Consider the following 25,059-nt stretch of genomic DNA (forward strand, 5'->3'; position numbering starts at 1 on the left):
TGCGCGGGTTGTCGGCGTTGCCGCTGTTGCGCTCCAGCAGGGCTTCGCCTTCTTCGCGGCCGTCCTTGCCGAAGTACTTGTGCAGCAGGTAAACCATGGCCCAGAGGTGGCGGCCTTCTTCCACGTTCACCTGGAACAGGTTGCGCAGGTCGTACTGGCTCGGGCAGGTCAGGCCCAGGTGGCGCTGTTGCTCAACCGAGGCCGGCTCGGTGTCGCCCTGGGTCACGATGATGCGGCGCAGGTTGGCGCGGTATTCGCCGGGGATGTCCTGCCAGGCGGCTTCGCCCTTGTGGTCACCGAAGTGGATCTTGCGGTCCTGTTCGGCGGGGTTGAGGAAGATGCCCCAGCGGTAGTCGGGCATCTTCACGTGGCCGAACTGCGCCCAGCCCTGCGGATCGACGCTGACCGCCGTGCGCAGGTACACATCAAAGTTCTGCGAACCGTCCGGGCCCATGTCGTCCCACCACTTGAGGTAGTTGGGCTGCCACTGCTCCAGCGCGCGCTGCAGCGTGCGGTCTTCGCTCAGGTTGACGTTGTTGGGGATCTTGTCGCTGTAGTCGATGGTGGACATGGGGGTCTCCTGTGGTTGACTGGACGGTGAAACTGAAGAAGCTGGTCAGGGATGCGATGTCTGATGCGGGGATGCGGTGGAACCGGCTTTGCCGGGCCGCTCGCATCGCCCCTGGGGGTGACGCGCCATTCGGCGCGGCGCGGGGGGAGCGTCACACCCGGTTCATGTCAAAGACGGCCTTGTCGCCTTTGCCGTAGACCTTCAAGGCACCTTTTTCACCGACCGCGTTGGGGCGCTGGAAGATCCAGTTCTGCCAGGCGGTCAAGCGGCCGAAGACGCGGGTGGCCATGTTTTCTTTCTGCGCAAAACGCAGGTTGGCTTCGAGGCCGGTCAGGGCGTCGGGCGACATGGCGGCGCGCTCTTCCAGCGCCATGCGCACTTCGTCGGCCCAGTCGATGTCGTCGGGCGCGGCGGTCACCAGACCCAGGGCAAAGGCGGCGTCGGCGTCGAGTGCCTTGCCGATGGCGCCGCGGGCGGCTTCCATCGGACCCGCTTCTTCGTAGAAGCGGCGCTGCAGGCGCGACTGATCGTTCACCATCGGCAGGAAGCCGAAGTTGAATTCGCTCAGCTGCAGCTTGGGGGCCTTGTCGGCGTCGTCGGGCAGGGCCAGCATGTAGGCGCGGTCGGCGCAGAAGGCCAGCTCGGCCAGGGTGCCGGCGAAGCAGGAGCCTTCTTCGATCAGCGCGAACAGGCTGCGCGAAGACACGTCGAGGCGGGCGAAGGTGCGACGCAACGCGCCGATGGTTTCGCGCACGAACCAGTGGTCTTTGTTCGCCAGCATCAAGGCGTCGTTGGCCAGCACGGCAGCAGCATCGCCTTCGGTCTTCAACACCCAGGCGCCGATGTCGAGTTCGTTGGTGCGCAGGTTGAGGATGGCGTCGTCCAGCTCGCGGGCCATCTGCAGCGGGTACCAGGCGGCGCCGGCGGCTTCGATGCCGGCGATGTCGGTCGGCTGTGCGCCGCTCGGGGCCTTCAAGGTGAGGGTGGCGTTGCGTTTGGCGCGGTCGATCGCGACATTGACATACGTGTAGGCGATGCCGTCGGCGCTGTCGGTGCGCTCCACGCGGGGCAGGCTCACGCCTTTGGCTCCGGCCGGGCGGTCGCTCTGGGCAGCCAGCCTGGCGGCGCGCTCGCTCACGGCGGCGGTGAACTGCTGCGGCTTGGCCACGGCGTCCACCAGGCGCCAGTCCACGGCCTTGCTGCCGCGCACGCCTTCGCTGGTGGTGCAGAAGATGTCGGCCAGGTCGTGGCGCACGTGGCGCTTGTCGGTCACGCGGGTCAGGCCACCGGTGCCGGGCAAGACGCCGAGCAGCGGCACCTCGGGCAGGCTCACGGCGCTGGAGCGGTCGTCCACCAGCAGGATCTCGTCGCAGGCCAGGGCCAGCTCGTAGCCGCCGCCGGCGCAGGCGCCGTTCAAGGCAGCCAGGAATTTGAGGCCACTGTGTTTGCTGGTGTCTTCGATACCGTTGCGGGTTTCGTTGGTGAACTTGCAGAAGTTCACCTTCCAGCCGTGGCTGGAGACACCGAGCATGAAGATGTTGGCGCCGGAGCAAAACACACGGTCCTTGCCGCTCGTCACGACCACGGTGCGCACTTCAGGGTGCTCGAAGCGCACGCGGTTCAGGGCGTCGTGCAGCTCGATGTCCACGCCCAGGTCGTAGCTGTTGAGCTTGAGCTTGTAGCCCGGGCGGATGCCGCCGTCTTCGTCGATGTCGATCGCCAGCGTGGCGACAGCGCCGTCAAAGCTGAGCTTCCAGTGGCGGTACTGGCTGGGGTCGGTGCGGTAATCGACGGTGGTGATGGCGGTGGTCATGGCGGTCTCCTGTTTGTGGGGCAGCGGAAAAACAAGGGGTGCCGACCTGCATTCCATCACCGGTGGGCACCGCGTGATGTGAATAATATTGCAGCTTTTTCAAACCGTCAATGCATTTTTATGCATGCCACAAAATGCCCAGCACCTCCCGCACCTGGGTGCGCAAGGCATCAAAGGCGTCGTCCACGCCCTGGCCGCTGGTATTGAAGTGCAGGTCCGCCTTGGAATAAAAGGCCGAGCGCCCGGCCAGGATGCGCTTCAGATCTTCCATGGCCTCGCGGCTCGCGGCCATGGGTCGCGTGTCGCCCTGCGCGGCCACGCGACCCATGTGGTCGGCCGGGTCGGCCTGCAGCCAGACGGTGGTGCAGTGGGTGAGCAGCAGGTTGAAGTTGGCCGCGTCCGACACCAGGCCACCGGGCGTGGCGATCACCACCTCGGGGTAGATCTGGATCGCTTCTTCCAGCGCGCGGCGCTCGTAGCGGCGGTAGGCCGGCGTGCCGTAGAGCGCGTGGATTTCGTTGATGCTGCAGCCTGCGAATTTTTCGATCTCCCGGCTCAGTTCGATGAAGGCGTAACCCAGGTCGTCGGCGAGGCGCTGCCCGAGGGTGGACTTGCCCGCGCCACGCAGGCCGATGAGCGCGATGCGGGCCTGGCGCCCGGCGTCGTTCACCGGCGCGGCGTGCCCGTCCAGCAGGCCGCCAATGGCCAGGCGCACGCGCTTCAGATCGGCCTCGTTGCGCTTCTCCAGCAGCTCGCGGATCAGCAGCCATTCGGGCGACGAGGTGGTCACGTCGCCCAGCAGTTCGGTGAGCGAACACTGCAGCGCCTGCGCCACCTGCAGCAGCACCAGGATGGAGGCGTTGCCGGTGCCGTATTCGAGGTTGGCCAGGTGGCGCTCGGACACGTCCGCCGCCAGCGCCACGGCCTTGCGCGTCATGCCGCGGCGCGAGCGCAGCGTGCGCACCCGCTCGCCCAGCGCCACCAGAAACGGGTGGCGCGGCGGTTCGTCGGCCTCGGCGGTGCCGGGGCCGGCTTCGGGTGCAAGATCGAGGGTGGCCGGTTCTTTCATGGGTGTCGGTGCTTTAAGGGTTATCCCTAGAGGGCTTGCATTCCAATGAAACATGCACTTTAATGCATGAACGGCAAGACGCAAGATAGTGCATTTATAGCGTCAATCCCCCGGGCCGACCAGCCCTGCCGATCAACCTTCATCCCGACCCGACATGAACACCACCCCCCTGCTCCCCAACTTCCTCGCCGGCCGCTGGCAAGACGGCGCAGGCCACACGGCCACGCTGCACGACCCGGTGCTGGGCACGCCCCTGGTGCGCGTGAGCAGCGCCGGGCTGGACCTGGCCGAGGGTTTTGCCTTCGCGCGCGAACAGGGCGGCGCCGCCCTGCGGGCACTCACTTACAAGCAGCGCGCCGCGCTGCTGGGCGAGATCGTGAAGGTGTTGCAGGCGAACCGCGACGCTTACCACGAGATCGCCACCGCCAACTGCGGCACCACCACCAAGGACTCGGCGGTGGACATCGACGGCGGCATCTTCACCCTGGGCTACTACGCCAAACAGGGCGAGGCCCTGGGCGACGCGAAGCTGCTGCTGGATGGCGAGCGCATCCGCATGGCCAAGGACCCGGTGTTCCAGACCCAGCACATCCTGAGCCCCACGCGCGGCGTGGCGCTGTTCATCAACGCCTTCAACTTCCCGAGCTGGGGCCTGTGGGAAAAGGCCGCGCCGGCCCTGCTCTCGGGCGTGCCGGTGATCGTGAAGCCCGCGACCGCCACCGCCTGGCTGACCCAGCGCATGGTGAAAGACGTGGTGGACGCCGGCATCCTGCCCGCGGGGGCGCTGTCGGTGGTCTGCGGCTCGTCCGCCGGGCTGATGGACCAGCTGAAGCCGTTTGACGTGGTGAGTTTCACCGGCTCGGCCGCCACCGCCCGCCTCATCCGCAGCCACCCGGCGGTGGTCGCCGACTCCGTGCGCTGCAACATCGAGGCCGACAGCCTCAACAGCGCCCTGCTCGATCCGGCCGCCACCGAAGGCAGCGAGGCCTTCAACCTGCTGGTGAGCGAGGTGGTGCGCGAGATGACGGTCAAGAGCGGCCAGAAGTGCACGGCCATCCGCCGCATCTTCGTGCCACTGGAGCTGTTTGACGAGGTGGCCCAGGCCATCTCCGCCAAGCTGGCCAAGGTCACCGTGGGCAACCCGCGCAACGAGGGTGTGCGCATGGGCGCGCTGGTGAGCATGGAGCAGAAACACAGCGTGCTGCACGGCATCGCCGAGTTGCTGCATGAGTCCGAGATGCTGTTCGACGGCAGCGAGGTGGCCCTGATCGACGCCGACCCGGCGACCTCGGCCTGCGTGGCCCCCACGTTGCTCGGCCACCGCGACCCGGGACAAGCCACCACGCTGCACGAGGTCGAGGTGTTCGGCCCGGTCGCCACGCTGATGGCCTACGAGGACGAAGACGAGGCCTGGGAGCTGATCCGCCGGGGCGACGGTTCGCTGGTGGCCTCGGTCTACAGCGAAGACCCGGCGTTCATCGCCCGCGCCGCCGCCGAGCTGGGCTCCTGCCACGGCCGGGTGCACGCCATTTCACCCGACGTGGCCGCCGTGCAGAGCGGCCACGGCAACGTGATGCCCATGAGCCTGCACGGTGGCCCGGGCCGCGCCGGCGGCGGCGAAGAGCTGGGCGGCCTGCGCGCGCTGGGCTTCTACCACCGCCGCAGCGCGGTGCAGGGCAGCACGGCGGCGCTCGATGCCCTGGCCGCCACGGCCACGCCATTGAGGTACTGACCCCCCCGCGCCGCCTGCGGCGTCACCCCCCAGGGGGCGATGCGAGTGGCCCGGCGAAGCCGGTTCCACCGCATCCTGGCTTCAGGCACTTCTCGCCGGACAGCAGATCGTCAGAGACAGACATACAGGAGACAAGCCATGAACCACACCGACACCGCCGTCCCACCCGAGCGCTTCAATTTCGCGCGCCACCTGATCGCGCTCAACGCCGGCCGCGCCGGCAAGACCGCGCTGATCGACGACGCGGGCCCGCTCACCTACGGCCAGCTCGCCGACCAGGTGCAGCGTTTCTCGGCCGGTCTGCAGGCGCTGGGCCTGAAGCGCGAAGAGCGCGTGCTGCTGCTCATGCACGACAGCAGCGACTGGGTGGTCGCTTTCCTGGGCGCGCTGCACGCGGGCGTGGTGCCGGTGTGCGTGAACACCCTGCTCACCGCCAGGGACTACACCTACATGCTGGCCGACAGCCGCGCGCAGGCGGCCTTCGTGTCGGCCGCGCTGCTGCCCACGCTGCAGACCGCGCTGGACGCGGGCGGCCACGAGGTGAAGCACCTGATCGTCTCGCGCGCGAAAGACCCGCTGCCCGTCGGCGCGCTCGATCTGGTGGCGGTCACCGTTGCCCACGCCCCGGGCCACGGTGCCGACACGCACGGCGACGAGCCCGCCTTCTGGCTGTATTCCTCGGGCTCCACCGGCGCGCCGAAAGGCACGGTGCACACGCAGGCCAGCCTGTACTGGACGGCCGAGCTCTACGGCAAGGCGGTGCTGGGCCTGAAGGAGAGCGACACCGTGTTCTCGGCCGCCAAGCTGTTCTTCGCCTACGGCCTGGGCAATGGCCTGTCGTTCCCGCTGAGCGTGGGCGCGAGCGTGGTGCTGATGGCGGAGCGGCCCACGCCGCAGGCCACCTTCAGGCGCCTGGTCGATTACCAGCCCACGGTGTTCTACGGCGCACCCACCGGCTACGGCGGCATGCTGGCCTCGCCCGACCTGCCGGCCCGAAGCGCGGTGTCGCTGCGCCTGTGTTCGTCGGCCGGCGAGGCGCTGCCGCGCGACATCGGCGAGCGCTGGACCGCGCATTTCGGCTGCGAAATCATCGACGGCATCGGCAGCACCGAGATGCTGCACATCTTCCTCTCCAACCGCCCGGGCGACGTGCGCTACGGCACCACCGGCAAGCCCGTGCCGGGCTACGAGGTGCAGCTGCGCGACGAAGACGGCAGCGTGATCAACGGCCACAACCTGATTGGAGATCTCTATATCCAGGGCCCGAGCGCGGCGCTCATGTACTGGAACAACCGCGCCAAGTCGCGCGACACCTTCCAGGGCCCGTGGACCAAGAGCGGCGACAAGTACACCCGCGACCCCGACGGCTACTACACCTACGCCGGCCGCAACGACGACATGCTCAAGGTCAGCGGCATCTACGTGAGCCCCTTCGAGGTCGAGGCCACGCTGGTGCAGCACCCGGCCGTGCTGGAGGCCGCCGTGATCGGCAAGAACGACGACGAGGGCCTGACCAAGACCAAGGCCTACGTGGTGCTGAAGGCCGGCGCCCAGGCGACGGAAGCCGAGCTGCAGGCCTTCGTGAAAGAGAAGCTCGCCCCCTACAAATACCCGCGTTTCATCGAGTTCATGACCGAGCTGCCCAAGACGGCCACCGGCAAGATCCAGCGCTTCAAGCTGCGCGAACTGGAGAATCAGCGCCTGCTCGTGCGCCGTTGAACCCGGCCTGACACCCGCTGATCGGATCGCGCCCGGCAACGCGGGAAAACCCCGATCAGACCTGTCTTGTTTTCATTACAAGGCATAACCATACTCCGTGCCTTCTGACGTCAAGACAAGGGGAGGCAACATGGTTCGTTGGGCAATGGTCGCGTGTGGCTGGCTGATCGCAGCAGGGGCACACGCCAACGACGCGGGCGTCACGCCCACCGAAATCAGGCTCGGCGCTTCGGCGGTGCTCTCGGGGCCGCTGGGCCCGCAGACCGTGCAATACGGCGAAGGCTCGCGGCTGCTGTTCGACGCCGTCAACGCCAGCGGCGGCGTGCACGGACGCAAGATCAGCTACGTCACCCTCGACGACGGCTTCGATCCCAAGCGCGCCGTGGAAAACACCCAGAAGCTGCTGGCCGACAACAAGGTCTTCATGGTCTTCAACAGCACCGGCACTGCCCAGACGGCGGCCGTGCTGCCCCTGCTCAAGGAGTCGAAGACCATCCTGTTCGGCCCGGTGACCGGCGCTTCGGCCCTGCGCGACAACTTCAACCCCTACGTGTTCCACGTGCGCGCGAGTTACGCCAACGAGTCGGTGCGCATGCTGTCGCAGCTCAAGCAGACGGGCGTCCAGCGGGTCGCCTTCTTCTACCAGGACGACGGCCTGGGCAAGGCCCTGCTGGCTGAGGTGAAAAAAGCCTCGGTGGCGGAAAACCTGCCGCTGGTGGTCGAGGTGAAGGTCGATCCGGCATCGCCCGATTTCGCCGCCGCCGCCGCGACCACGGCCCAGGCCAACCCGCAAGCCGTGATCGTCGGCACCGCCGGGCTGACGTTCACGAACTACGTGAAGGCCCTGCAGGCGACCGCAGCGCGGCCGGTGCTCTACGGCTTTTCGGTCGCCAACCCGGACGGCATCAACCGCGAACTGAAAGACAAGGCGCGGGGCATCATCCTCGCGCAGATCATGCCCTCGCTGCGCAACAACACGGTGCCCGTGGTCGCCGAATACCTGAAGCTGCACGCCGCCAAGTCACCCGATGTGCCACCCTCGGCGGCGCAGTTCGAGGGCTTTGTCCACGCCCGCCTGCTGGTCGAGGGCCTCAAGCGCACGGGCCGCGAGCTGAACACCGCCAGCTTCATCAAGACCATGGAAGGCGCGGGCGAAATCGCCTTCGGGCGTTTCACGGCCCAGTATTCGCCCAAGTCGCACAACGGGTCCAACTACGTGGAGCTGGCGATCCTCGACGCCGACGGCCGCCTGCGGTATTGAGCCCGATCCGAAGAACGAAAAAAAAGACTGGCTGAGCCAGTCTTTTTTTTCCGCAGGCGCGGTCAGCCGATCCCGATCAGGTCTCTTTAGAGATCTTGATGCTCGGAAACTTGCTGGAGAAGTCCTTGGCCTGCTTCGCGATCTTGATCGCCACCTGGCGCGCCACGGTCTTGTACAGCGTGGCGATCTCGCCCTCGGGGTCGGACACCACGGAGGGGCGGCCGCTGTCGGCCTGCACTCGGATGCTCATGTTCAGCGGCAGCGCACCCAGGTAGTCCATGCCGTACTCGGCCGCCATCTTCTTGCCACCATCGACGCCGAAGATGTGCTCGGTGTGGCCGCAGTTGGGGCAGCAGTAGACCGCCATGTTTTCCACGATGCCAAGAATGGGCACGCCCACCTTCTCGAACATCTTGATGCCCTTGCGCGCGTCGAGCAAGGCGATGTCCTGCGGCGTCGTCACGATCACCGCGCCGGTCAGCGGCACGCGCTGGCTGAGCGTGAGCTGGATGTCGCCGGTGCCGGGCGGCATGTCCACGATCAGGTAGTCGAGGTCTTTCCAGTTGGTCTGGCGCAGCAGCTGCTCCAGCGCCTGCGTGGCCATGGGGCCGCGCCAGATCATGGCCTCGTCCTTGTCCACCAGGAAACCGATGGAGATGACCTGCACGCCGTAGTTCTCCAGCGGCTCCATGGTCTTGCCGTCGGCGCTCTCGGGACGGCCTTCGATGCCCATCATCATGGGCTGGCTGGGGCCGTAGATGTCGGCGTCCAGGATGCCGACCTTGGCGCCCTCGGCGGCCAGCGCCAGCGCCAGGTTGACCGCGGTGGTGCTCTTGCCCACGCCGCCCTTGCCCGAGGCCACGGCGATGATGTTCTTGACGCTGGGCAGCAGCTGCACGCCGCGCTGCACCGCGTGGGGAATGATCTTGCTGGTCATGTTGACCGACACGTTCTCCACCCCAGCCACGCCCTTGGCGGCGGCGATCAGTTCGCGGCGCAGCGCCGGGATCTGGCTCTTGGCCGGGTAACCGAGTTCGACGTCGAACGACACGTCGCCGTATTGCTCGGTCAGGTTCTTCAGCGCTTTGGTGGACACGAAGTCCTTGCCCGTGTTCGGATCGGTCACGGTCTGCAGGGCATTGAGCAGCGCTTGTTGGTCGACAGCCATCGAGAGGTCTCCAGAGGGGAAAAACGTGGGGGATCGGCAGAAGTGGCCCGAAGTCTAACGCCCGGCCGATGCCCCGCCTAAAATCGCGGGTTACCCCGAAAGAAAGCCCCCTGCCATGAGCCCGCGTCGCCTGTTCGTCACCACCGCCCTGCCCTACGCCAACGGCCATTTCCACATCGGCCACATCATGGAATACATCCAGGCCGACATCTGGGTGCGGTTCCAGCGCATGCAGGGGCACGAGGTGCACTTCGTCTGCGCCGACGACGCGCACGGCGCGCCGATCATGATCGCGGCCGAAAAAGCGGGCAAAACCCCGCAGCAGTTCGTGGCCGACATCGCCTCGGGCCGCAAGCCCTATCTCGACGGTTTCCACATCGGTTTCGACAACTGGCACAGCACCGACGGTCCGGAGAACCACGAACTCGCGCAGGATGTGTACCGCGCGCTCAAGGCCAACGGCCTGATCGAGACCCGCACCATCGAGCAGTTCTACGACCCGGAGAAGGGCATGTTCCTGCCCGACCGCTTCATCAAGGGCGAGTGCCCCAAGTGCGGCGCGAAAGACCAGTACGGCGACAACTGCGAGAACTGCGGCGCGGTCTACGCGCCCACCGAGCTGAAGAACCCCTACTCGGCCCTTTCCGGCGCGGCGCCGGTGCTGAAGCAATCGGACCACTTCTTCTTCAAGCTGTCCGACCCGCGCTGCATGGCCTTCCTGGACCAGTGGACACAAAGCGGCGCGGTGCAGCCTGAGGTGCTGAACAAGATCAGCGAGTGGATCGAGCCTGGCGAAGACGGCAAACCCAAGATGGGCGACTGGGACATCAGCCGCGACGCGCCCTACTTCGGCATTCAGATCCCGGACGCACCGGGCAAGTACTTCTACGTCTGGCTGGACGCACCCATCGGCTACCTTGCGTCGCTGAAGAACCACTTCGGCAAGACCGGGCGCGACTTCGACGCCTTCATGGCCGACCCGAGCACCGAGCAGTTCCACTTCATCGGCAAGGACATCATCACCTTCCACACCCTGTTCTGGCCGGCGATGCTCAAGTTCAGCGGCCGCAAGGTGCCCAACGCGGTGTTCGTGCACGGCTTCCTCACAGTGAACAACGGCGAGAAGATGAGCAAGAGCCGTGGCACCGGGCTCAACCCGCTGAAGTACCTGGAACTCGGCATGAACCCGGAGTGGCTGCGCTATTACCTGGCCGCCAAGCTGTCGGCGCGCAACGAAGACATCGATTTCAACCCCGAAGACTTCATGCTGCGCGTCAACAGCGATCTGGTGGGCAAGTTCATCAACATCGCCTCGCGCGCGGCGGGCTTCATCGCCAAGCGCTTCGACGGCCAACTGGGCGAAGTCTCGGCCGACGGCGACGCGCTGCTGGATCACCTGGAAGTGGCCGTACCGTCCATCACCGAGCTCTACGCCGAGCGCGAGTACGGCAAGGCGCTGCGCGAGATCATGCTGCTGGCCGACCGCGTGAACGCCTACGTGGACCAGAACAAGCCCTGGGAACTCGCCAAGAAAGACGGCATGGAAGGCCGGCTGCACGATGTGTGCACCACCTGCATCGAAGCCTTCAGGCTGCTCACGCTCTACCTCAAGCCGGTGCTGCCCACGCTGGCGAAAGACGTGGAAGCTTTCCTGAACACCGAGCCGCTGCAGTTCGCCGACGCGAACCGTCTGCTCGGCGCGGGCCACCGCATTGGCGCCTACCAACACCTGATGCAGCGCGTGGACGTGAAGCAACTCGACGCCCTGTTTGAACCGCCACCCGCCCCCGCCGTGGAGCTGGTGGTGCCCGGCGGTGAACCCATCGCCGACACGATTTCCATCGACGACTTCAGCAAGATCGACCTGCGCATCGCGTTGATCGTCAACTGCGAAGCGGTGGAGGGCTCGACCAAGCTGCTGCGCCTGACACTCGACGTGGGCGAGGGAAAGACCCGCAACGTCTTCAGTGGCATTGCCAGCGCCTACCGGCCGGAAGACCTGGTCGGCAAACTCACCGTGATGGTGGCCAACCTGGCGCCGCGCAAGATGAAGTTCGGTGTCAGCGAAGGCATGGTGCTCGCCGCCAGCCACGCCGACGAGAACGCCGAACCCGGCATCCACATCCTCAACCCCTGGCCGGGCGCGACCCCGGGCATGCGGGTTCGCTGAAGCGACAACGCGTGTTCGAACCCATCCGCGGCTTCACCAGCCTGCATCGCACGCCGCAGGCCGACCTGAAGCTGGGCACCGTGCTGGCCTTCGTGGCCGGCGCGACCAACGCGGGCGGTTTCCTGGCGGTGGGCCAGTACACCTCGCACATGACGGGCATGGTCTCGGCCCTGGCCGACAACCTCGTGCTCGGGGAACTCGTGCTGGCGGGCGCCGCGCTTGCGGCATTGCTGGCCTTCCTGCTCGGCGCCATGAGCACCGCCTGGCTGGTGAACTGGGGCATGCGGCACCAACTGCGCAGCGCCTACGGCCTGCCTTTGTTCGTCGAGGCGGCCTTGCTGCTGGTGTTCGGCATCTTCGGCGCGGCCATGAGCCTGTGGCACACCGTGTTCCTCCCGGTGACCGTGGTGCTGCTCTGCTACATCATGGGCCTGCAGAACGCCGTGATCACCAAGATTTCGCGCGCGGTCATCCGCACCACCCACGTGACAGGCCTGCTGACCGACCTGGGGATTGAGCTGGGCAAGCTGCTCTATGTGAACCGGCACGCCGACGCCCCTCCGGTGCGGGCCAACAGGGACCGCATCCGTGTGCACGCCCAGCTGGTTGTGAGCTTTCTGGTGGGGGGCGTGGCGGGTGCGCTCGGTTTCAAGTACCTGGGCTACATCAGCACCGTGCCACTGGCCCTGATGCTGTTGCTGCTGGTCATGCGCCCGGCGCTCGACGACTGGCAGCGCCTGCGCGCCGCCTGAACCGCTCTCAGCGTCCCCGGTCGAGATCCGGGTCCCGCACGCTCAGGGTAGACAGCACCCGCATGTCCGGGTTGAAGACCACCGTGAACACCTTGCTGTCGCTTTCGTTCGGCCCGTCGCGGTAGCGCCAGTCGTGGTGCGTTTCTTTCTTGAGGTCGTAGGTGGTGATCTTCATCGGTTTGCCCAGCAGCTTGCGCACCTCTTCCATGGGCATGCCCGGCAGGATCAGGGCGAAATTGCGCTCGGTCAGCACCTGGCGCAGCGCCGCCATCTTGCCGTCCGCGCCGATGGTGATCTGGTAGTTCTGGTACCCCGCGGGCTGGCGGTTGTATTCATAGACCTGCGCACCGTCCGGCCCGTCCCACACCGCCTCGGGCTGCCCGAAGCGCTCGCGCACATCCTCCTCCGTCGAGACGCCCTCTTCCAGCTCGCCGATCGCCTGCTGGTCGCAGGCGGTCAACAGCAGGGCGACCGAGAGCGCCAGCGCCCAGCGTGCCGGGCGGCGGGTGAAATGCGTCAACGGGTGTGTCATGGGAGCACCAGAGCAGGGCAAAAACTCAGTGTAAACCCCCATCTGTGTGCCATCCGCCTGTAAGCTGGGCCAACCGTAGCCAACGGTAACATTTCATGATGCTGAACCACCTGCCCCCGCTGGCGCCTTTCCGACCCCGACTGATCCAGGACATCAAGGGCTACAACGGCGAGAAGCTGGCCAAGGACATGGGCGCGGGTGCCACCGTCGGCATCGTGGCGCTGCCGCTGGCCATGGCCTTTGCCATCGCCAGCGGGCTCAAACCCGAAGCCGGTCTGTGGACCGCCATCATCGCGGGCTTCATCATTTCCGCGCTGGGCGGCACCTCGGTGCAGATCGGCGGCCCGGCAGGCGCCTTCATCGTCATCGTCTACGGCATCGTCGAGCGTTACGGCGTCGCCAACCTGCTGATCGCCACGGCCAGCGCTGGCGTGTTGCTGTTTCTCATGGGCCTGTTCCGGCTGGGCACGCTGGTGCGCTATGTGCCGGTGAGCGTGGTGATCGGCTTCACCAATGGCATCGCGGTGCTGATCGCGCTCTCGCAGGTGAGGGACTGGCTCGGCCTGGACATCGTCAGGATGCCTGGTGACTTTTTCAGCCAGATCGCCACCATTTCCAACCACCTTCACAGTTTCAATCCCTACGCCTTCGGACTGGGCGTGCTGTGTGTGATCGGGCTGTTTCTCTGGCCGAGGCTGTGGGCGGTGGATTCGCAATTCCGCCGGCAGCTCGACCGCATCGAAACCGTGAGCGCCCTGCGGGCGACCTCGCGGCTGCCGGCACCGGTGGTGGCACTGGTCACGCTGTCCCTGGGAGCCTGGGCCCTGAGCCTGCCGGTGGAGACCATCGGTTCGCGCTTCGGTGGCATCCCGCAAAGCGTGCCGGCGTTCGAGCTACCGGCGTTTTCCTGGGAGACGGTTCGCCTGCTGGTCACGCCCACGCTCACCATCGCGCTGCTCGGTGCCATCGAGTCGCTGTTGTGCGCGCGCGTGGCCGACCAGCTCGGCAACACACCCAAGCACGATCCCAATCAGGAACTGATGGCGCAGGGCATCGCCAACGTGGTGGTGCCCTTCTTCGGCGGCATGCCGGCCACCGGCACCATCGCCCGCACCGTCACCAACATCCGCTCAGGCGCCGTCTCGCCCGTGGCCGGCATGGTGCACGCCGCGACGCTCGCCGCGGTGGTGCTGATCGCCGCGCCGCTGGCCCAGCACATCCCGCTGGCGGTGTTGGCCGGTGTGCTGTTGTTCGTGGCCTGGAACATGGGCGAGTGGCGCGAGTTCGGCCGCCTCAAGCATTTCAGCAACCACTACCGCCTGATGATGGTGTCCACCTTCCTGGTCACCATCGTTTTTGACCTCACGGTGGCGGTGGAGCTGGGGCTGGTGCTGGCCTGTTTCCTGTTCGTGCGGCGGCAGAGCGACATCTTCCGGGCCGATGTGCTGGCCCGCCACCCCCACCAGCTGACCTACCGGCTCTACGGCTCGCTGTTCTTTGGCGCAGTGGCCAAGATCGACCCCATCGTGGCCGATGTCGAGCGCGGCCCCGCCGGCGTCAACCTCATGCTCGATGCCACCCAGCTGATTTCGCTCGACACCACCGGTCTGGACGCGCTGGAGCAGCTGCACAAGGCGGTGGAGAAACGCGGCGGCCACATGGGCATCGTCGGATTGAACGCCCAACCCCGCTCCCTGATCGAGCGCTCGGGCTTCTCCCAGCGGCTGCACACCTGCCAATGAAGTCGCCGGGGCCGGCGCGCGGATGGCCGGCCCGGTAAAATCGCGTCTTTTACGCCCACAGCGCTCAGCGCCCTGCCTGCCATGTCCTTCTTCGCCCGCCCGCACTACGCCTCTGACGCGACGTTGTTCATCGACCAGCTCAAGGCCGACCACCCCGAGCTGGAGCAGGCGCAGCGCGAAGGCCGTTCGCTGCTGTGGGACAAGCAGATCGACCGCGACTTCCAGGTCAAGGCCGTGCAGGCCCAGGTGCCCCAGCAGCCCTACGTCTACCAGACCGGCTCGGACCACACCTGATCCGCCTGCGACCACCGTTTGATGAGCAACGAGGCCAGCACGCTCGATGCGGCCCCTGAGGGGCTGGACGCGTTGCTGCCGGCGGTCGTCGATCAGGTGGCGCTCGCCCGCCTGTACGGCGAACCACTGTTCTCCATGCCGCGGGACCTGTACATCCCGCCCGATGCGCTGCAGGTGTTCCTGGAAGCCTTCGAAGGCCCGCTGGACCTGCTGCTCTACCTGATCCGCAAGCAGAACTTCAACATCCTCGACATCCCGATGGCGGCGGTCACCCGCCAGTACCTGAGCTACGTGGACGAAATCCGCGCCAGCAACCTGGAACTGGCGGCCGAGTACCTGCTGATGGCGGCGATGCTGATCGAGATCAAGTCGCGCATGCTGCTGCCGCCCAAGAAGACGGCCGAGGGCGAAGAAGCCGAAGACCCGCGCGCCGAACTGGTGCGCCGCCTGCTTGAATACGAGCAGATGAAGCTCGCCGCACAACGCCTGTCGGAAATGCCGCAATACGGCCGGGACTTCCTGCGCGCGCAGGTGTACGTCGAACAGGCGCTGGCACCGCGCTTCCCCGACGTGAGTGCCATCGACCTGCAGAGCGCCTGGCGCGACATCATGAAGCGCGCCAAGCTTGTGCAGCACCACAAGATCAGCCGCGAAGAGCTCTCGGTGCGCGAGCACATGAGCATCGTGTTGCGCCATTTGCAGGGTCGCAAGTTCGTCGAGTTCGGCGAGCTGTTCGACCCCTCGCGCGGCCAGCAGGTGCTGGTTGTGACCTTCATCGCCATGCTGGAACTGGCCAAGGAAACGCTGATCGAGCTGACCCAGGCCGAGGCTTTTGCGCCCATCTACGTCAGGCTCGCCTACACCCCGAGTTGATGAGAACCCCCACACTCCGCCGCTGCGCGGGTCGCTGCCCCCCACGGGGGCTGACCTTGCTCGGGGCGGCCCTTCGCTGCGGTCGTCTTGCCCCACGCTCCGCCGCTTCGCGGGTCGCGGCCCCCCAAAGGGGCGCGTTTCGCCTTGGGGCGGCCCGGCGGCGAAACATTCCCTATCGCGCCCTCAATGAAAGAAGTCACCCATGAGCGCCCACCATTCCTTTGACGTCCTCATCATCGGCAGCGGTCTGGCCGGCCTCACCGCGGCCCTCAAGCTCGCGCCCACCCACCGCGTGGCGGTGGTCACCAAGCGCGGCATCTCCGACGGTTCGAGCAACTGGGCCCAGGGTGGCATCGCCGCCGTGCTGGCCGAAGGGGACAGTTACGCCTCCCATGTGGACGACACGCTGGTGGCCGGCGCGGGACTGTGCGACCTGGAGGCCACGCAGTTCACGGTGGAAAACGCCCCCGGCGCGATCGCCTGGCTGCAGGAACTGGGCGTGCCCTTCTCCACCGAAAACGGCGAGCTGCACCTGACCCGTGAAGGCGGCCACACCCACCGCCGCATCGTTCACGCCACCGACGCCACGGGCGCGGCAGTGCACACCACGCTCAGCAAACTGGCGCGTGCCACCCCTGGCATCACGTTCTTCGAGAACCACATGCTGGTCGATCTGATCACCGACGCCAAACTGCCGGGCCACAAGGCCGGCAACGGGCCGGTGCGCTGCCACGGGGCTTATGTGCTGGACGTGGACCGGGACGATGTCGAGACCTTCAGCGCGCCCCACACCATCCTCGCCACCGGCGGCGCGGGCAAGGTGTATCTCTACACCACCAACCCCGACACCGCCACCGGCGACGGCATCGCGGCCGGCTGGCGCGCGGGCTGCCGCGTGGGCAACATGGAGTTCATCCAGTTCCACCCGACCTGCCTGTACCACCCCAACGTCAAGAACTTCCTGATCACCGAGGCCGTGCGCGGCGAAGGTGGACAGCTGAAGCTGCCTCCTCACCTGGGGAGCCACCGCTTCATGCCCGACCACGATCCACGCGCCGAACTGGCACCGCGCGACATCGTGGCCCGCGCCATCGACTATGAGATGAAGCGCCACGGCCTGGACTGCGTGCACCTCGACATCTCGCACCAGAGTCCCGAGTTCCTGAAAGAACACTTCCCCAACATCCTCGCGCGTTGCGCCGAGCTGGGCATCGACATCACCAAAGAGCCCATCCCCGTGGTCCCCGCCGCGCACTACACCTGCGGCGGCGTGGTCACCGATCTCGAAGGACACACCGACCTCGAAGGCCTGTACGCCGTGGGCGAGACCACCTGCACCGGCCTGCACGGCGCCAACCGCCTGGCCAGCAATTCGCTGGTGGAATGCATGGTGTTCGCCCAGGCCGCCGTGAAGGCCATCCAGACCGCGGCCGTGGTGGCCAGCCCCGACATTCCCCTGTGGGATGACAGCCGCGTCAAGGACGCCGACGAACAGGTCGTGATCTCGCACAACTGGGACGAGTTGCGCCGTTTCATGTGGGACTACGTGGGCATCGTGCGCACCAACAAGCGCCTGGAGCGGGCGGCCCACCGCATCACCCTGCTTCAGCGCGAGATTCACGAGTTTTACGCCCAGTTCCACGTCACCCGGGATCTGCTGGAGTTGCGCAACCTGGTGCAGGTGGCCGATCTGATCGTGATGTCGGCCATGCTGCGACACGAAAGCCGGGGCCTGCATTTCAGCCGGGACTACCCCGATCTGCTGCCCGAAGCCAAACCCACGATCCTCGTGCCACCGGCAAGGTAACGGCCCCCCACACGCCGCCGCTGCGCCCAGGAAGGCTGATCCGGACGGCGGCCGGCAGTGGCAGGCATCTCAAGCTAAAGTAGCGGGATGATCACCCAAGCCGAATCCGGCAGTTCCAAACGCCCCGTGAAGCCCTCGCAGCCGGCCGCGAGTGCGGCGGCGGCGAGCTTTGCCGCGCTGGTGGGCAAGCTGGACTACCTCGGTCCGAGCGACATCGACAGCATCCGCAAGGCCTACCGCTTCGCCGACGAAGCCCATTTGGGCCAGCTGCGCAAGAACGGTGACCCCTACATCACCCACCCGATCGCGGTGGCGGCCCAATGCGCCGAATGGAAGCTGGACGCACAGGCGCTGATGGCGGCGCTCATGCACGACGCCATGGAAGACTGTGGCGTCAGCAAGGCCGAACTGGTGGAGCGCTTCGGCGCGCCGGTGGCCGACCTGGTGGACGGCCTGACCAAGCTGGAAAAACTGGCCTTCGACACGCGCGAGCAGAACCAGGCCGAGTCGTTCCGGAAGATGCTCCTGGCCATGGCGAAGGACGTGCGGGTCATTCTCATCAAGCTCGCCGATCGCACGCACAACATGCGCACCATGGGTGACATGCCACGCGACAAATGGCAACGCATCAGCAGCGAGACCCTCGAAATCTACGCCCCCATCGCTCACCGGCTGGGGCTCAATTTCACTTACCGCGAACTCCAGGACCTGGCGTTCCGCTTCCTGCACCCCTGGCGCTATGAGGTCCTGTCCAAGGCGCTCAACAAGTCGCGCAACCGCCGCAAGGACCTCATCAGCCGGGTGCAGCGCGAGGTCGAGTTGACGTTTGCCCGCCATGGCATGTCGGTGCGCATTGTGGGTCGAGAGAAAACCCTGTATTCGGTCTACCGCAAGATGGACACCAAGCACCTGTCGTTTTCGCAGGTGACCGACATCTACGGCTTCCGCATCGTGGTGCCAGACCTGAGCGACTGCTACACCGGCATGGGCCTGCTGCACCAGCTCTACAAACCCGTGCCCGGCAAGTTCCGCGACTACGTGGCGATCCCGAAGGTCAACGGCTACCAGTCGCTGCACACCACGCTGATCGGCCCGTTCGGCACCAACATCGAATTCCAGCTGCGCACCCACGCCATGGACGTGGTGGCGGAGTCGGGCGTGGCGGCGCACTGGCTTTACAAGGCCAGCGAACCCAACAGCGACATGTCGCAGCGCCTGGGCACCCAATGGCTGCAGTCGCTGCTGGACATCCAGCAGGAAACCCACGACGCGAGCGAGTTCTGGGACCACATCAAGATCGACCTGTTCCCCGACGCGGTCTATGTGTTCACCCCCAAGAGCAAGATCATGGCGCTGCCACGTGGCGCGACCGTGATGGACTTTGCCTACGCCATCCACAGCGGCGTGGGCAACCGGGCCGTCGGCGCCCGCATCAATGGAGAGCAGCGCCCGCTGCGCACCGAGCTGGCCAACGGCGACATCATCGAGATCGTCACCAGCGACACCGCCGAGCCCAACCCGGCCTGGCTGTCCTTCGTCAAGACGGGCCGGGCGCGCTCCAAGATCCGCCACCACCTGAAAACACTGGCGCAGGAAAAGGCCAATGAACTGGGTGAGCGCATGCTCACGCAGGCGCTGCGCTCCGAGGGGTTGGCCACCCTGCCGGCTGAAAGCGGCGAGTACAAGGGCACCTGGGACAAGCTGCTGCGTTTCACTGGCAACAAGACCCGCAATGAGCTGCTCACAGACATCGGCATGGGCAAGCGCATCGCCAACATGGTGGGCAAAAAACTGGCGGTGCTGCTGGCAGAAACCGGCCTCAAGCCCGACGCGGTCCTGATCAGCACCGAGCGCTACGCCTCCGGTGAAAACGAATCGGTGTCACAAGGCGTGGTGAGCCTGGATGGCAGCGAAGGCCTGTCGGTGCAATACGCGCCGTGCTGCCAACCGATTCCGGGCGACCGCATCGTCGGCTACCTGGGCCGTGGGGAAGGCCTGATCGTGCACGCGGAAGACTGCCCGACCGGCCGGCGCCTGCTGGCCCGTGACAGCGAGCGCTTCCTGCAGGTGGAGTGGTCGGACGACCCTGTGCGTGCTTTCGACACCACGGTGATCGTGACCGTGACCAACGGCAAAGGTGTGCTGGCGCGCGTGGCCTCGGCCATCGCTGCCGCCGAGGCCGACATCACCCACGTGGACATGGGCGACGAACCCGCGCAAACGGCGACCGATATCCGCTTTTCGGTGGCGGTGCGCGACCGGGTGCACCTGGCTGAAGTCCTGCGCAGCCTCAAGCGCACGAACTCGGTGCTCAAGGCGCAACGCCTCAAGCCCTGAAAAGATTCAGGCGGCAGGCGCTGGGTAGGTGACGGAGAGCACCTCCAGCTCCTGCACACCACCGGGAACCACCAACCGCACCACGTCGCCCACACGCGCCTTCAGCAGCGCGCATGCGACCGGAGACACCCAGCTGATTTCGTGGTGTGTGCTTCGGGCCTCATCCACCCCCAGGATCGTGACCGTGGTCTCGGCGCCACTGTCGTCGGTGTAGACCACCGTCGCACCAAAAAACACCTGATCGCCCCCATGATGAAGCGAGGTGTCCACCACCTCGGCAATTTCCAGCCGCTGGGTCAGAAAACGGATGCGCCGGTCGATCTCGCGCAAGCGCTTCTTGCCATACAGGTAGTCCCCGTTTTCCGAGCGGTCGCCGTTGCTGGCGGCCCAGTGCACGATTTCCACGATCCTGGGACGCTCGTCGTCGATCAGGCCGAACAGCTCCGCGCGCAGCACGTCGTAGCCGGAACGGGTGATGTAGTTGACACCGGTGGGCAACGCTGGCGAAGCGGGGAGCTCGTCGTCTGCGTCGTGGTCGGTCTCGCGGGTGAAGGCCTTGCTCATGAAAAGTGAAGGCTGAGAAGGAATCCGATCGGAAAATAAAAAAGCCTGCAGCTTGTGGCTGCAGGCTTTTCATTTGGTGCGGCTGGCAGGAATCGAACCCACGACCCCTTGGTTCGTAGCCAAGTACTCTATCCAGCTGAGCTACAGCCGCTAAGCTTCGTATTCTAGCACGGTTTTTTGGTAGGCCGTGTTGGACTTGAACCAACGACCAAAGGATTATGAGTCCATTTTGTGGGTCGATCCGGGACAACGCGGGACCTCCAGAGACCCGACACTTCATGTAACGCCTTGTTTTCATTGGTTTTTCGTCTTCCAACGTCCGTCGTCGTCCCGTAGCATTTCCTCCAGAACTGGTACGAAACTGGTACGGAGAACGAAGATGACAGCACCGAACACACCGTTCAGCAGCTACACCCCTGGAAGGTTCTATACCTTGGAGAAGGTTCATCCTGCGGGAACGCTGCAAGCACGCAGATACGCAACCGGGGTCACGACCTTCTTCTGGCGCTGCACGATCAACAAGCGGGACTTCCGAGAGCCCATTGGCATATTTGATCCCAAGTGCCCTCCACTTGCACAGGCTCCGACATCACTCGGGTATTCAAAGAGAGCCGCTGCAATCGAAGCCGGCAGACTGGCTGAACTTCACAAAAAGCACATCGACATCGGCGGGCTGCCTGGACTTCGTAGTGTTCAGGCAAAGGAAAAAGACAAGGCCGAGCTGGCTGCGGTCGAAACAGCGCGGGTCATCGAGGAAGAAAAACAAACTGCACTCAAGGCAGAGCAAGACCGTGCTGAGCACAACCTGAAGGCCTTGCTGCTTGCCTACACCAGCTATCTGAAATTGCTCGGACGCGAGTCACACGCCAATGTTCGGTCCATCTTCAACCGGCATGTCTTCGAGGCGTTCCCAGACATTGCGGCGAAGCCCGCAACCGACGTGACGACCGAGGAAATCGCACAGATGATGCGTCGCCTCATCGAAGATGGCAAAGGCAGAACGGCGAACAAACTCCGCAGCTACGTGCGTTCAGCCTACCAAGTCGCGAAAGCCTCTCGGACAAAGCCCAGCATACCTACCGCCTTCCAGGCCTTCCTGGTATCGGAAAATCCCGCTGCAGACACCAGTCCCGACGAGTCTGCCAACCGAGCCGACAAGCGTCCTTTGTCGTTGACCGAGCTGCAACTGTATTGGTCCATTCTTCAGAAGGTGGATGGCATCAAGGGCATCGCCCTTCGGCTCCATCTCCTGCTCGGTGGTCAGCGCGTTGCTCAACTTGCACGTCTGCTCGACGAGCAAGTGAACAAGGATTTCATCACCATCTTTGATGGCAAAGGCCGGCCAGGCAAACCGCCACGTCAGCACATCATCCCTGTTGTGAAAGCGGCGGGTGTTGAACTGAAGGCGTGCGCCAACAACAAGCCCTACCGGCTATCCACCAACGGCGGGCGCACTCCGATGGTTGGAGGCAACCTGGGTAGATGGGCCGTAGAGGCCGTTGGGGACAAGATTCACAACTTTCTGCTGAAACGCGTTCGCAGCGGCGTAGAGACCGCACTGGCCGCCGCAAAAGTGTCCAGGGAGTACCGCGGGCGGCTTCAATCACATGGCATCAGTGGCGTGCAAGCAACCCACTACGACGGCTACGACTATCTGGAGGAGAAGCGTGAGAGCCTGGAACTCTTGTATGGCTTGCTCACAAACAGCCGAACAACAAGCACGCAGATGAAGAAGCGTAAGTGAGGCCGTCGAAGGACAGTTGCTGCCAATAACTATGCAGAAGAGGTGACCGCTATCGTTTAGGTTTGTTCGACACCTGCCCGCGTGTCACTCCCACAACACGATGCCCCTGGATGAAGGGCAGGTGTTGAACAAGCCTCGAGGGAGGAAACCGCGGCGAACGTGACGGTGCCGGTTCACGCTATGGCGATTGCATGCGTGCGGTGGCGCGGTGATGTTGCCTTTGATTGGCGCGCTGACTCTCGGTGAGGAAATGAATGCAGGCCATGGTGCGCAAGGTCGCCTTCGACAAGATCGAGCACAGGCGTGGACGTTGGGGTGAAGCGCGCCGAATACAAGCTGACCGTGCCAACGCGTGAAGCGTCGACGAACTTGGGTTGTGCTGACAACGAGGAACGTTCATGGCGTCGACTGCAAAGGTGGTGCGCGGATCGTCTCACCGCGCGTGAAGGTCAGGACGATGACCATCGCGTGGCCGCAGTGCGGGCAGATGAAGGTCGGTCGGTCCGTGTCCTTCGAGTCGTCGCAGGGTGGCGGGCCCAGTGGATCCGGTAGAGGCACTTGCAGCAACTGACGGGCGAGCGCCAGGCAGGCGGTTCGGTTGCAGTTGGCCAGCAGCCCGTAGTGGCGGATGCGGTGGAAGCCACAGGGCAGCACGTGCAACAGAAAGCGGCGCATGAACTCGCCCGCATCGAGCGTCATTGTCTTGTGGCGCGTGCGGCCCTTGTCGCGGTAGTCCTTCCACCGGAAGGTCACGCCGCGCTCATCAAGCGCGATGAGCCGGCTGTTGGAGATGGCCACCCGGTGCGTGTAGCGCGACAGGTACGCCAGCACCGCCTCGGGTCCGGCGAACGGGCGCTTGGCGTAGACCACCCACTCGCATTGGCGCAGCGGTGCCAGCCAGCGGGCGAACGCGGCAGCGTCCGCCAGCGTTGCGTGTTCACCAAAGAACTGCAGCCGGGCATCCCGGTGTGCCTGTTGCAGCGCTTCGAGGAAGCGCCGGCGGAACAACCGGGAGAGCACGCGCACCGGCAGGAAGAACCCGCGCCGGCAGGCGATCCAGTGTTCGCCGTCGCTCGCCAGGCCGCCACCGGGAACGATGCCGTGCACGTGCGGGTGGTGCGTCAACGCTGAGCCCCAGGTGTGCAACACCAAAGTCACGCCCAAGCGAGCGCCCAGGTGCTTCGCATCGCCGCCGATGGTCAAGAGCGTCTCTGCGGCGATATCGAACAGCAAGCCATAGACCACCGCCTTGTTGCAGTACGCGATGTCGGCGATGGGCGCCGGCAACGTGAAGACCACGTGGTAGTACTCCACCGGCAGCAGGTCGGCGGTGCGCGCCTGGAGCCAACGCCGGGCCGCGCTGGCCTGGCACTTCGGGCAGTGTCGGTTGCGGCAGGAGTTGTAGGCGATCTGATCGGTGCCGCACCCCTCGCAGCGCAAGACATGCCCACCCAATGCCGCGCTGCGGCACTGCTCAATGGCCGACATGACCTTCAGTTGGGCCAGGCTCAGGTGGCCACGCTGAGTCTGACGCCAGGCCGGTCCATGGAGGCGGAAGATGTCGGCGACTTCCGGGGCTGCGTGCCCCATGACCGCAGGTTTACGACGAGGGCAGCGTCTCCAGTGGGCTGATCACCGCGTGCAGCACTTCGGTGGCCACGTGGGTGTACAGCGCGGTGGTCTCCAGCCGCTTGTGGCCCAGCAGCACCTGGATCACACGGATATCGACCTTCTGCTCCAGCAGGTGGGTCGCGAAGCTGTGGCGCAGCGTGTGCATCGACACGCGCTTGTCGATCTGGGCAGTGTCGGCGGCCAGGTGAATCGCGCGGTTGAGTTGGCGGGTGGACAGCGAGTCCATGAGGTTGAGCCCTGGAAACAGCCAGCCATTGGGCAGGATCTTGCCTTGCGCGTGACCCACCCGCCACCATGCCCGCAGCCGCTCGAGCAGCACGGGCGAGAGCAAGGCATAGCGGTCCTTGCGACCCTTGCCTTGCTCCACGCGCAGAGTCATGCGCTCACTGTCGATATCGGTGACCTTCAAGGCGCAGACCTCGCTGGCGCGCAGTCCGGCCCCATAGGCCACGGACAGCGCCGCCTGGTACTTGGGGTTCGGTGCCGCTGCGATCAGACGGGCGACCTCGTCGCAGCTCAGCACAACCGGCAGCGGGCGCGGCTGGTACACAGGCTGCACCTTGACCAGCAACTCGGCGTGGCCCAGCGTCACATCGAAGAAAAACTTCAGGCCACTGAGCGTGGAGTTGATGGTCGGCGGGGACGTGCCTGTGTCGACCATGTGCAGTTGGAAGGCCCGAAGATCCTCGGCGGTGGCAGTGTCCGGAGATCGCTTGAGAAAGGCGGCGAGCCTTCGCACGGCACGGATGTATTGGATCTGGGTCTTGCCGTTGAACTTGCGCATCCGCATGTCGTCGATCATGCGTTGGCGCAACGGAGAGACGGAGGGCGTCAATGAGCTCATGGTTCAACTCTTGTCGAAGAGCGAGGCGGATTGCCTCGCCCGTCAACTTGGCAGAACCAGCGGCGGAACGAATAACCACGACGTCGCCGGAGCGATTACCGCGCAAGCGGTTTAGGGCCTGTTCACACTATTTTTCCAAGTGCGAATGGGTTGGAAACAGCGCCAATCTAGGCGCAGGACGACGGCCAGACTGGATGTCTGGCCTAGGAGTGCAACGACGAGTGGCGCTGTTTCCAGCCCATTCCCTTCGGGTTGCGGCCAAAAGGGCCATGCGCGGCGTTGCGAAGCCTTGCCGGGGGGCGACCCCGGCTGCGTTTCGCGCCTTGCGCATGGCCTTTTTGATCCGCAACGCATCTTGGAAAAATAGTGTGAACAGGCCCTAGTCCATCGCGTATGAGCAGGATTTTGAGGGGAATCCAGCTGCGTCTATCAAGT

The 25,059-nt window shown here is 65.2% G+C and carries 18 protein-coding genes, 1 tRNA gene and 1 pseudogene; 11 read left to right on the plus strand and 9 right to left on the minus strand.

Annotated features, from left to right (window positions below):
* From IV088_RS05540 to IV088_RS05550, 3 genes and pseudogenes are all read right to left on the minus strand, one after another.
* Nucleotides 1-571: pseudogene (locus IV088_RS05540) on the minus strand (benzoyl-CoA 2,3-epoxidase subunit BoxB); the annotation flags it as partial.
* Nucleotides 572-722: 151 nt separating this feature from the next.
* The gene (gene boxC / locus IV088_RS05545) at nucleotides 723-2,384 is read right to left on the minus strand and encodes a 2,3-epoxybenzoyl-CoA dihydrolase (protein ID WP_291098863.1); all 1,662 of its coding nucleotides are present in this window, start codon (nucleotides 2,382-2,384) and stop codon (nucleotides 723-725) included.
* A gap of 118 nt (nucleotides 2,385-2,502) precedes the next feature.
* Nucleotides 2,503-3,453 (minus strand): helix-turn-helix transcriptional regulator, encoded by a 951-nt coding sequence (locus IV088_RS05550; RefSeq protein WP_291098865.1) that lies wholly within the window; start codon nucleotides 3,451-3,453, stop codon nucleotides 2,503-2,505.
* A gap of 154 nt (nucleotides 3,454-3,607) precedes the next feature.
* Between IV088_RS05550 and IV088_RS05555 the strand changes: the two genes are divergently transcribed.
* From IV088_RS05555 to IV088_RS05565, 3 genes are all read left to right on the plus strand, one after another.
* Complete coding sequence (locus tag IV088_RS05555; protein WP_291098868.1) at nucleotides 3,608-5,185, plus strand: 3,4-dehydroadipyl-CoA semialdehyde dehydrogenase; 1,578 nt, start codon at nucleotides 3,608-3,610, stop codon at nucleotides 5,183-5,185.
* A gap of 138 nt (nucleotides 5,186-5,323) precedes the next feature.
* Nucleotides 5,324-6,904: a benzoate-CoA ligase family protein gene (locus IV088_RS05560; protein WP_291098871.1), complete on the plus strand. Its 1,581-nt coding sequence runs from the start codon at nucleotides 5,324-5,326 to the stop codon at nucleotides 6,902-6,904.
* A gap of 130 nt (nucleotides 6,905-7,034) precedes the next feature.
* Complete coding sequence (locus IV088_RS05565; RefSeq protein ID WP_291098873.1) at nucleotides 7,035-8,165, plus strand: ABC transporter substrate-binding protein; 1,131 nt, start codon at nucleotides 7,035-7,037, stop codon at nucleotides 8,163-8,165.
* A 76-nt stretch (nucleotides 8,166-8,241) separates the two neighbouring features.
* On the opposite strand, the gene apbC is transcribed toward IV088_RS05565, so the two are convergent.
* Entirely contained in the window at nucleotides 8,242-9,333 is a 1,092-nt protein-coding gene (apbC, locus tag IV088_RS05570) for an iron-sulfur cluster carrier protein ApbC (protein WP_291098876.1), read from the minus strand.
* A gap of 115 nt (nucleotides 9,334-9,448) precedes the next feature.
* Here apbC and metG point away from each other — a divergent pair, with 115 nt between their 5' ends.
* Together metG and IV088_RS05580 are read left to right on the plus strand one after the other, a co-directional pair.
* Nucleotides 9,449-11,503: a methionine--tRNA ligase gene (gene metG, locus IV088_RS05575; protein WP_291098879.1), complete on the plus strand. Its 2,055-nt coding sequence runs from the start codon at nucleotides 9,449-9,451 to the stop codon at nucleotides 11,501-11,503.
* An 11-nt stretch (nucleotides 11,504-11,514) separates the two neighbouring features.
* The gene (locus tag IV088_RS05580) at nucleotides 11,515-12,255 is read left to right on the plus strand and encodes a YoaK family protein (protein WP_291098882.1); all 741 of its coding nucleotides are present in this window, start codon (nucleotides 11,515-11,517) and stop codon (nucleotides 12,253-12,255) included.
* 7 nt (nucleotides 12,256-12,262) lie between these two features.
* On the opposite strand, the gene bamE is transcribed toward IV088_RS05580, so the two are convergent.
* Complete coding sequence (gene bamE, locus IV088_RS05585) at nucleotides 12,263-12,787, minus strand: outer membrane protein assembly factor BamE (RefSeq protein ID WP_291098885.1); 525 nt, start codon at nucleotides 12,785-12,787, stop codon at nucleotides 12,263-12,265.
* Between the two features lie 98 nt (nucleotides 12,788-12,885).
* On the opposite strand from bamE, the gene IV088_RS05590 reads away from it, so the two are divergent.
* From IV088_RS05590 to IV088_RS05610, 5 genes are all read left to right on the plus strand, one after another.
* A complete protein-coding gene (locus IV088_RS05590; protein WP_291098909.1) occupies nucleotides 12,886-14,529 on the plus strand; it encodes a SulP family inorganic anion transporter in 1,644 nt (547 codons plus the stop codon).
* An 81-nt stretch (nucleotides 14,530-14,610) separates the two neighbouring features.
* A complete protein-coding gene (locus IV088_RS05595) occupies nucleotides 14,611-14,823 on the plus strand; it encodes a DUF3460 family protein (RefSeq protein WP_291098887.1) in 213 nt (70 codons plus the stop codon).
* A 21-nt stretch (nucleotides 14,824-14,844) separates the two neighbouring features.
* On the plus strand, nucleotides 14,845-15,696 hold the full coding sequence (locus IV088_RS05600) for a ScpA family protein (protein ID WP_291098890.1): 852 nt from the start codon (nucleotides 14,845-14,847) through the stop codon (nucleotides 15,694-15,696).
* Between the two features lie 202 nt (nucleotides 15,697-15,898).
* Nucleotides 15,899-17,503, plus strand: coding sequence for an L-aspartate oxidase (nadB, locus tag IV088_RS05605; protein WP_291098891.1), 1,605 nt, complete (start codon nucleotides 15,899-15,901; stop codon nucleotides 17,501-17,503).
* An 87-nt stretch (nucleotides 17,504-17,590) separates the two neighbouring features.
* Nucleotides 17,591-19,840: a bifunctional (p)ppGpp synthetase/guanosine-3',5'-bis(diphosphate) 3'-pyrophosphohydrolase gene (locus tag IV088_RS05610; protein ID WP_291098894.1), complete on the plus strand. Its 2,250-nt coding sequence runs from the start codon at nucleotides 17,591-17,593 to the stop codon at nucleotides 19,838-19,840.
* Nucleotides 19,841-19,846: 6 nt separating this feature from the next.
* Here the strand turns inward: IV088_RS05610 and greB are convergent, their stop codons facing one another.
* Together greB and IV088_RS05620 are read right to left on the minus strand one after the other, a co-directional pair.
* The gene (gene greB, locus IV088_RS05615; RefSeq protein ID WP_291098897.1) at nucleotides 19,847-20,404 is read right to left on the minus strand and encodes a transcription elongation factor GreB; all 558 of its coding nucleotides are present in this window, start codon (nucleotides 20,402-20,404) and stop codon (nucleotides 19,847-19,849) included.
* Nucleotides 20,405-20,478: 74 nt separating this feature from the next.
* Nucleotides 20,479-20,555: transfer RNA gene (locus tag IV088_RS05620), tRNA-Arg, on the minus strand.
* A 228-nt stretch (nucleotides 20,556-20,783) separates the two neighbouring features.
* Between IV088_RS05620 and IV088_RS05625 the strand changes: the two genes are divergently transcribed.
* Nucleotides 20,784-22,148 carry an integrase gene (locus tag IV088_RS05625; RefSeq protein WP_291098900.1) on the plus strand — a complete coding sequence of 455 codons (1,365 nt, stop codon included), beginning with the start codon at nucleotides 20,784-20,786 and terminating at the stop codon, nucleotides 22,146-22,148.
* Between the two features lie 396 nt (nucleotides 22,149-22,544).
* Here the strand turns inward: IV088_RS05625 and IV088_RS05630 are convergent, their stop codons facing one another.
* Both IV088_RS05630 and IV088_RS05635 read right to left on the minus strand, forming a co-directional pair.
* Nucleotides 22,545-23,738, minus strand: coding sequence for an IS91 family transposase (locus IV088_RS05630; protein ID WP_291098903.1), 1,194 nt, complete (start codon nucleotides 23,736-23,738; stop codon nucleotides 22,545-22,547).
* A gap of 10 nt (nucleotides 23,739-23,748) precedes the next feature.
* Nucleotides 23,749-24,624, minus strand: a complete 876-nt coding sequence (locus IV088_RS05635) for a site-specific integrase (protein WP_291098906.1) — start codon at nucleotides 24,622-24,624, stop codon at nucleotides 23,749-23,751.
* Nucleotides 24,625-25,059 lie beyond the last annotated feature (435 nt).

The sequence above is a fragment of the Hydrogenophaga sp. genome, assembly GCF_018780075.1.
GTDB lineage: Bacteria > Pseudomonadota > Gammaproteobacteria > Burkholderiales > Burkholderiaceae_C > Hydrogenophaga.

Excerpts from the sequence above, each read along its gene's own strand:
- boxC (WP_291098863.1), bottom strand. The coding sequence starts at position 2,384 with ATGACCACCGCCATCACCACCGTCGATTACCGCACCGACCCCAGCCAG.
- IV088_RS05550 (WP_291098865.1), bottom strand. The coding sequence starts at position 3,453 with ATGAAAGAACCGGCCACCCTCGATCTTGCACCCGAAGCCGGCCCCGGC.
- IV088_RS05555 (WP_291098868.1), top strand. The coding sequence starts at position 3,608 with ATGAACACCACCCCCCTGCTCCCCAACTTCCTCGCCGGCCGCTGGCAA.
- IV088_RS05560 (WP_291098871.1), top strand. The coding sequence starts at position 5,324 with ATGAACCACACCGACACCGCCGTCCCACCCGAGCGCTTCAATTTCGCG.
- IV088_RS05565 (WP_291098873.1), top strand. The coding sequence starts at position 7,035 with ATGGTTCGTTGGGCAATGGTCGCGTGTGGCTGGCTGATCGCAGCAGGG.
- apbC (WP_291098876.1), bottom strand. The coding sequence starts at position 9,333 with ATGGCTGTCGACCAACAAGCGCTGCTCAATGCCCTGCAGACCGTGACC.
- metG (WP_291098879.1), top strand. The coding sequence starts at position 9,449 with ATGAGCCCGCGTCGCCTGTTCGTCACCACCGCCCTGCCCTACGCCAAC.
- bamE (WP_291098885.1), bottom strand. The coding sequence starts at position 12,787 with ATGACACACCCGTTGACGCATTTCACCCGCCGCCCGGCACGCTGGGCG.
- IV088_RS05590 (WP_291098909.1), top strand. The coding sequence starts at position 12,886 with ATGCTGAACCACCTGCCCCCGCTGGCGCCTTTCCGACCCCGACTGATC.
- IV088_RS05595 (WP_291098887.1), top strand. The coding sequence starts at position 14,611 with ATGTCCTTCTTCGCCCGCCCGCACTACGCCTCTGACGCGACGTTGTTC.
- IV088_RS05600 (WP_291098890.1), top strand. The coding sequence starts at position 14,845 with ATGAGCAACGAGGCCAGCACGCTCGATGCGGCCCCTGAGGGGCTGGAC.
- nadB (WP_291098891.1), top strand. The coding sequence starts at position 15,899 with ATGAGCGCCCACCATTCCTTTGACGTCCTCATCATCGGCAGCGGTCTG.
- IV088_RS05610 (WP_291098894.1), top strand. The coding sequence starts at position 17,591 with ATGATCACCCAAGCCGAATCCGGCAGTTCCAAACGCCCCGTGAAGCCC.
- greB (WP_291098897.1), bottom strand. The coding sequence starts at position 20,404 with ATGAGCAAGGCCTTCACCCGCGAGACCGACCACGACGCAGACGACGAG.
- IV088_RS05625 (WP_291098900.1), top strand. The coding sequence starts at position 20,784 with ATGACAGCACCGAACACACCGTTCAGCAGCTACACCCCTGGAAGGTTC.
- IV088_RS05630 (WP_291098903.1), bottom strand. The coding sequence starts at position 23,738 with ATGGGGCACGCAGCCCCGGAAGTCGCCGACATCTTCCGCCTCCATGGA.
- IV088_RS05635 (WP_291098906.1), bottom strand. The coding sequence starts at position 24,624 with ATGAGCTCATTGACGCCCTCCGTCTCTCCGTTGCGCCAACGCATGATC.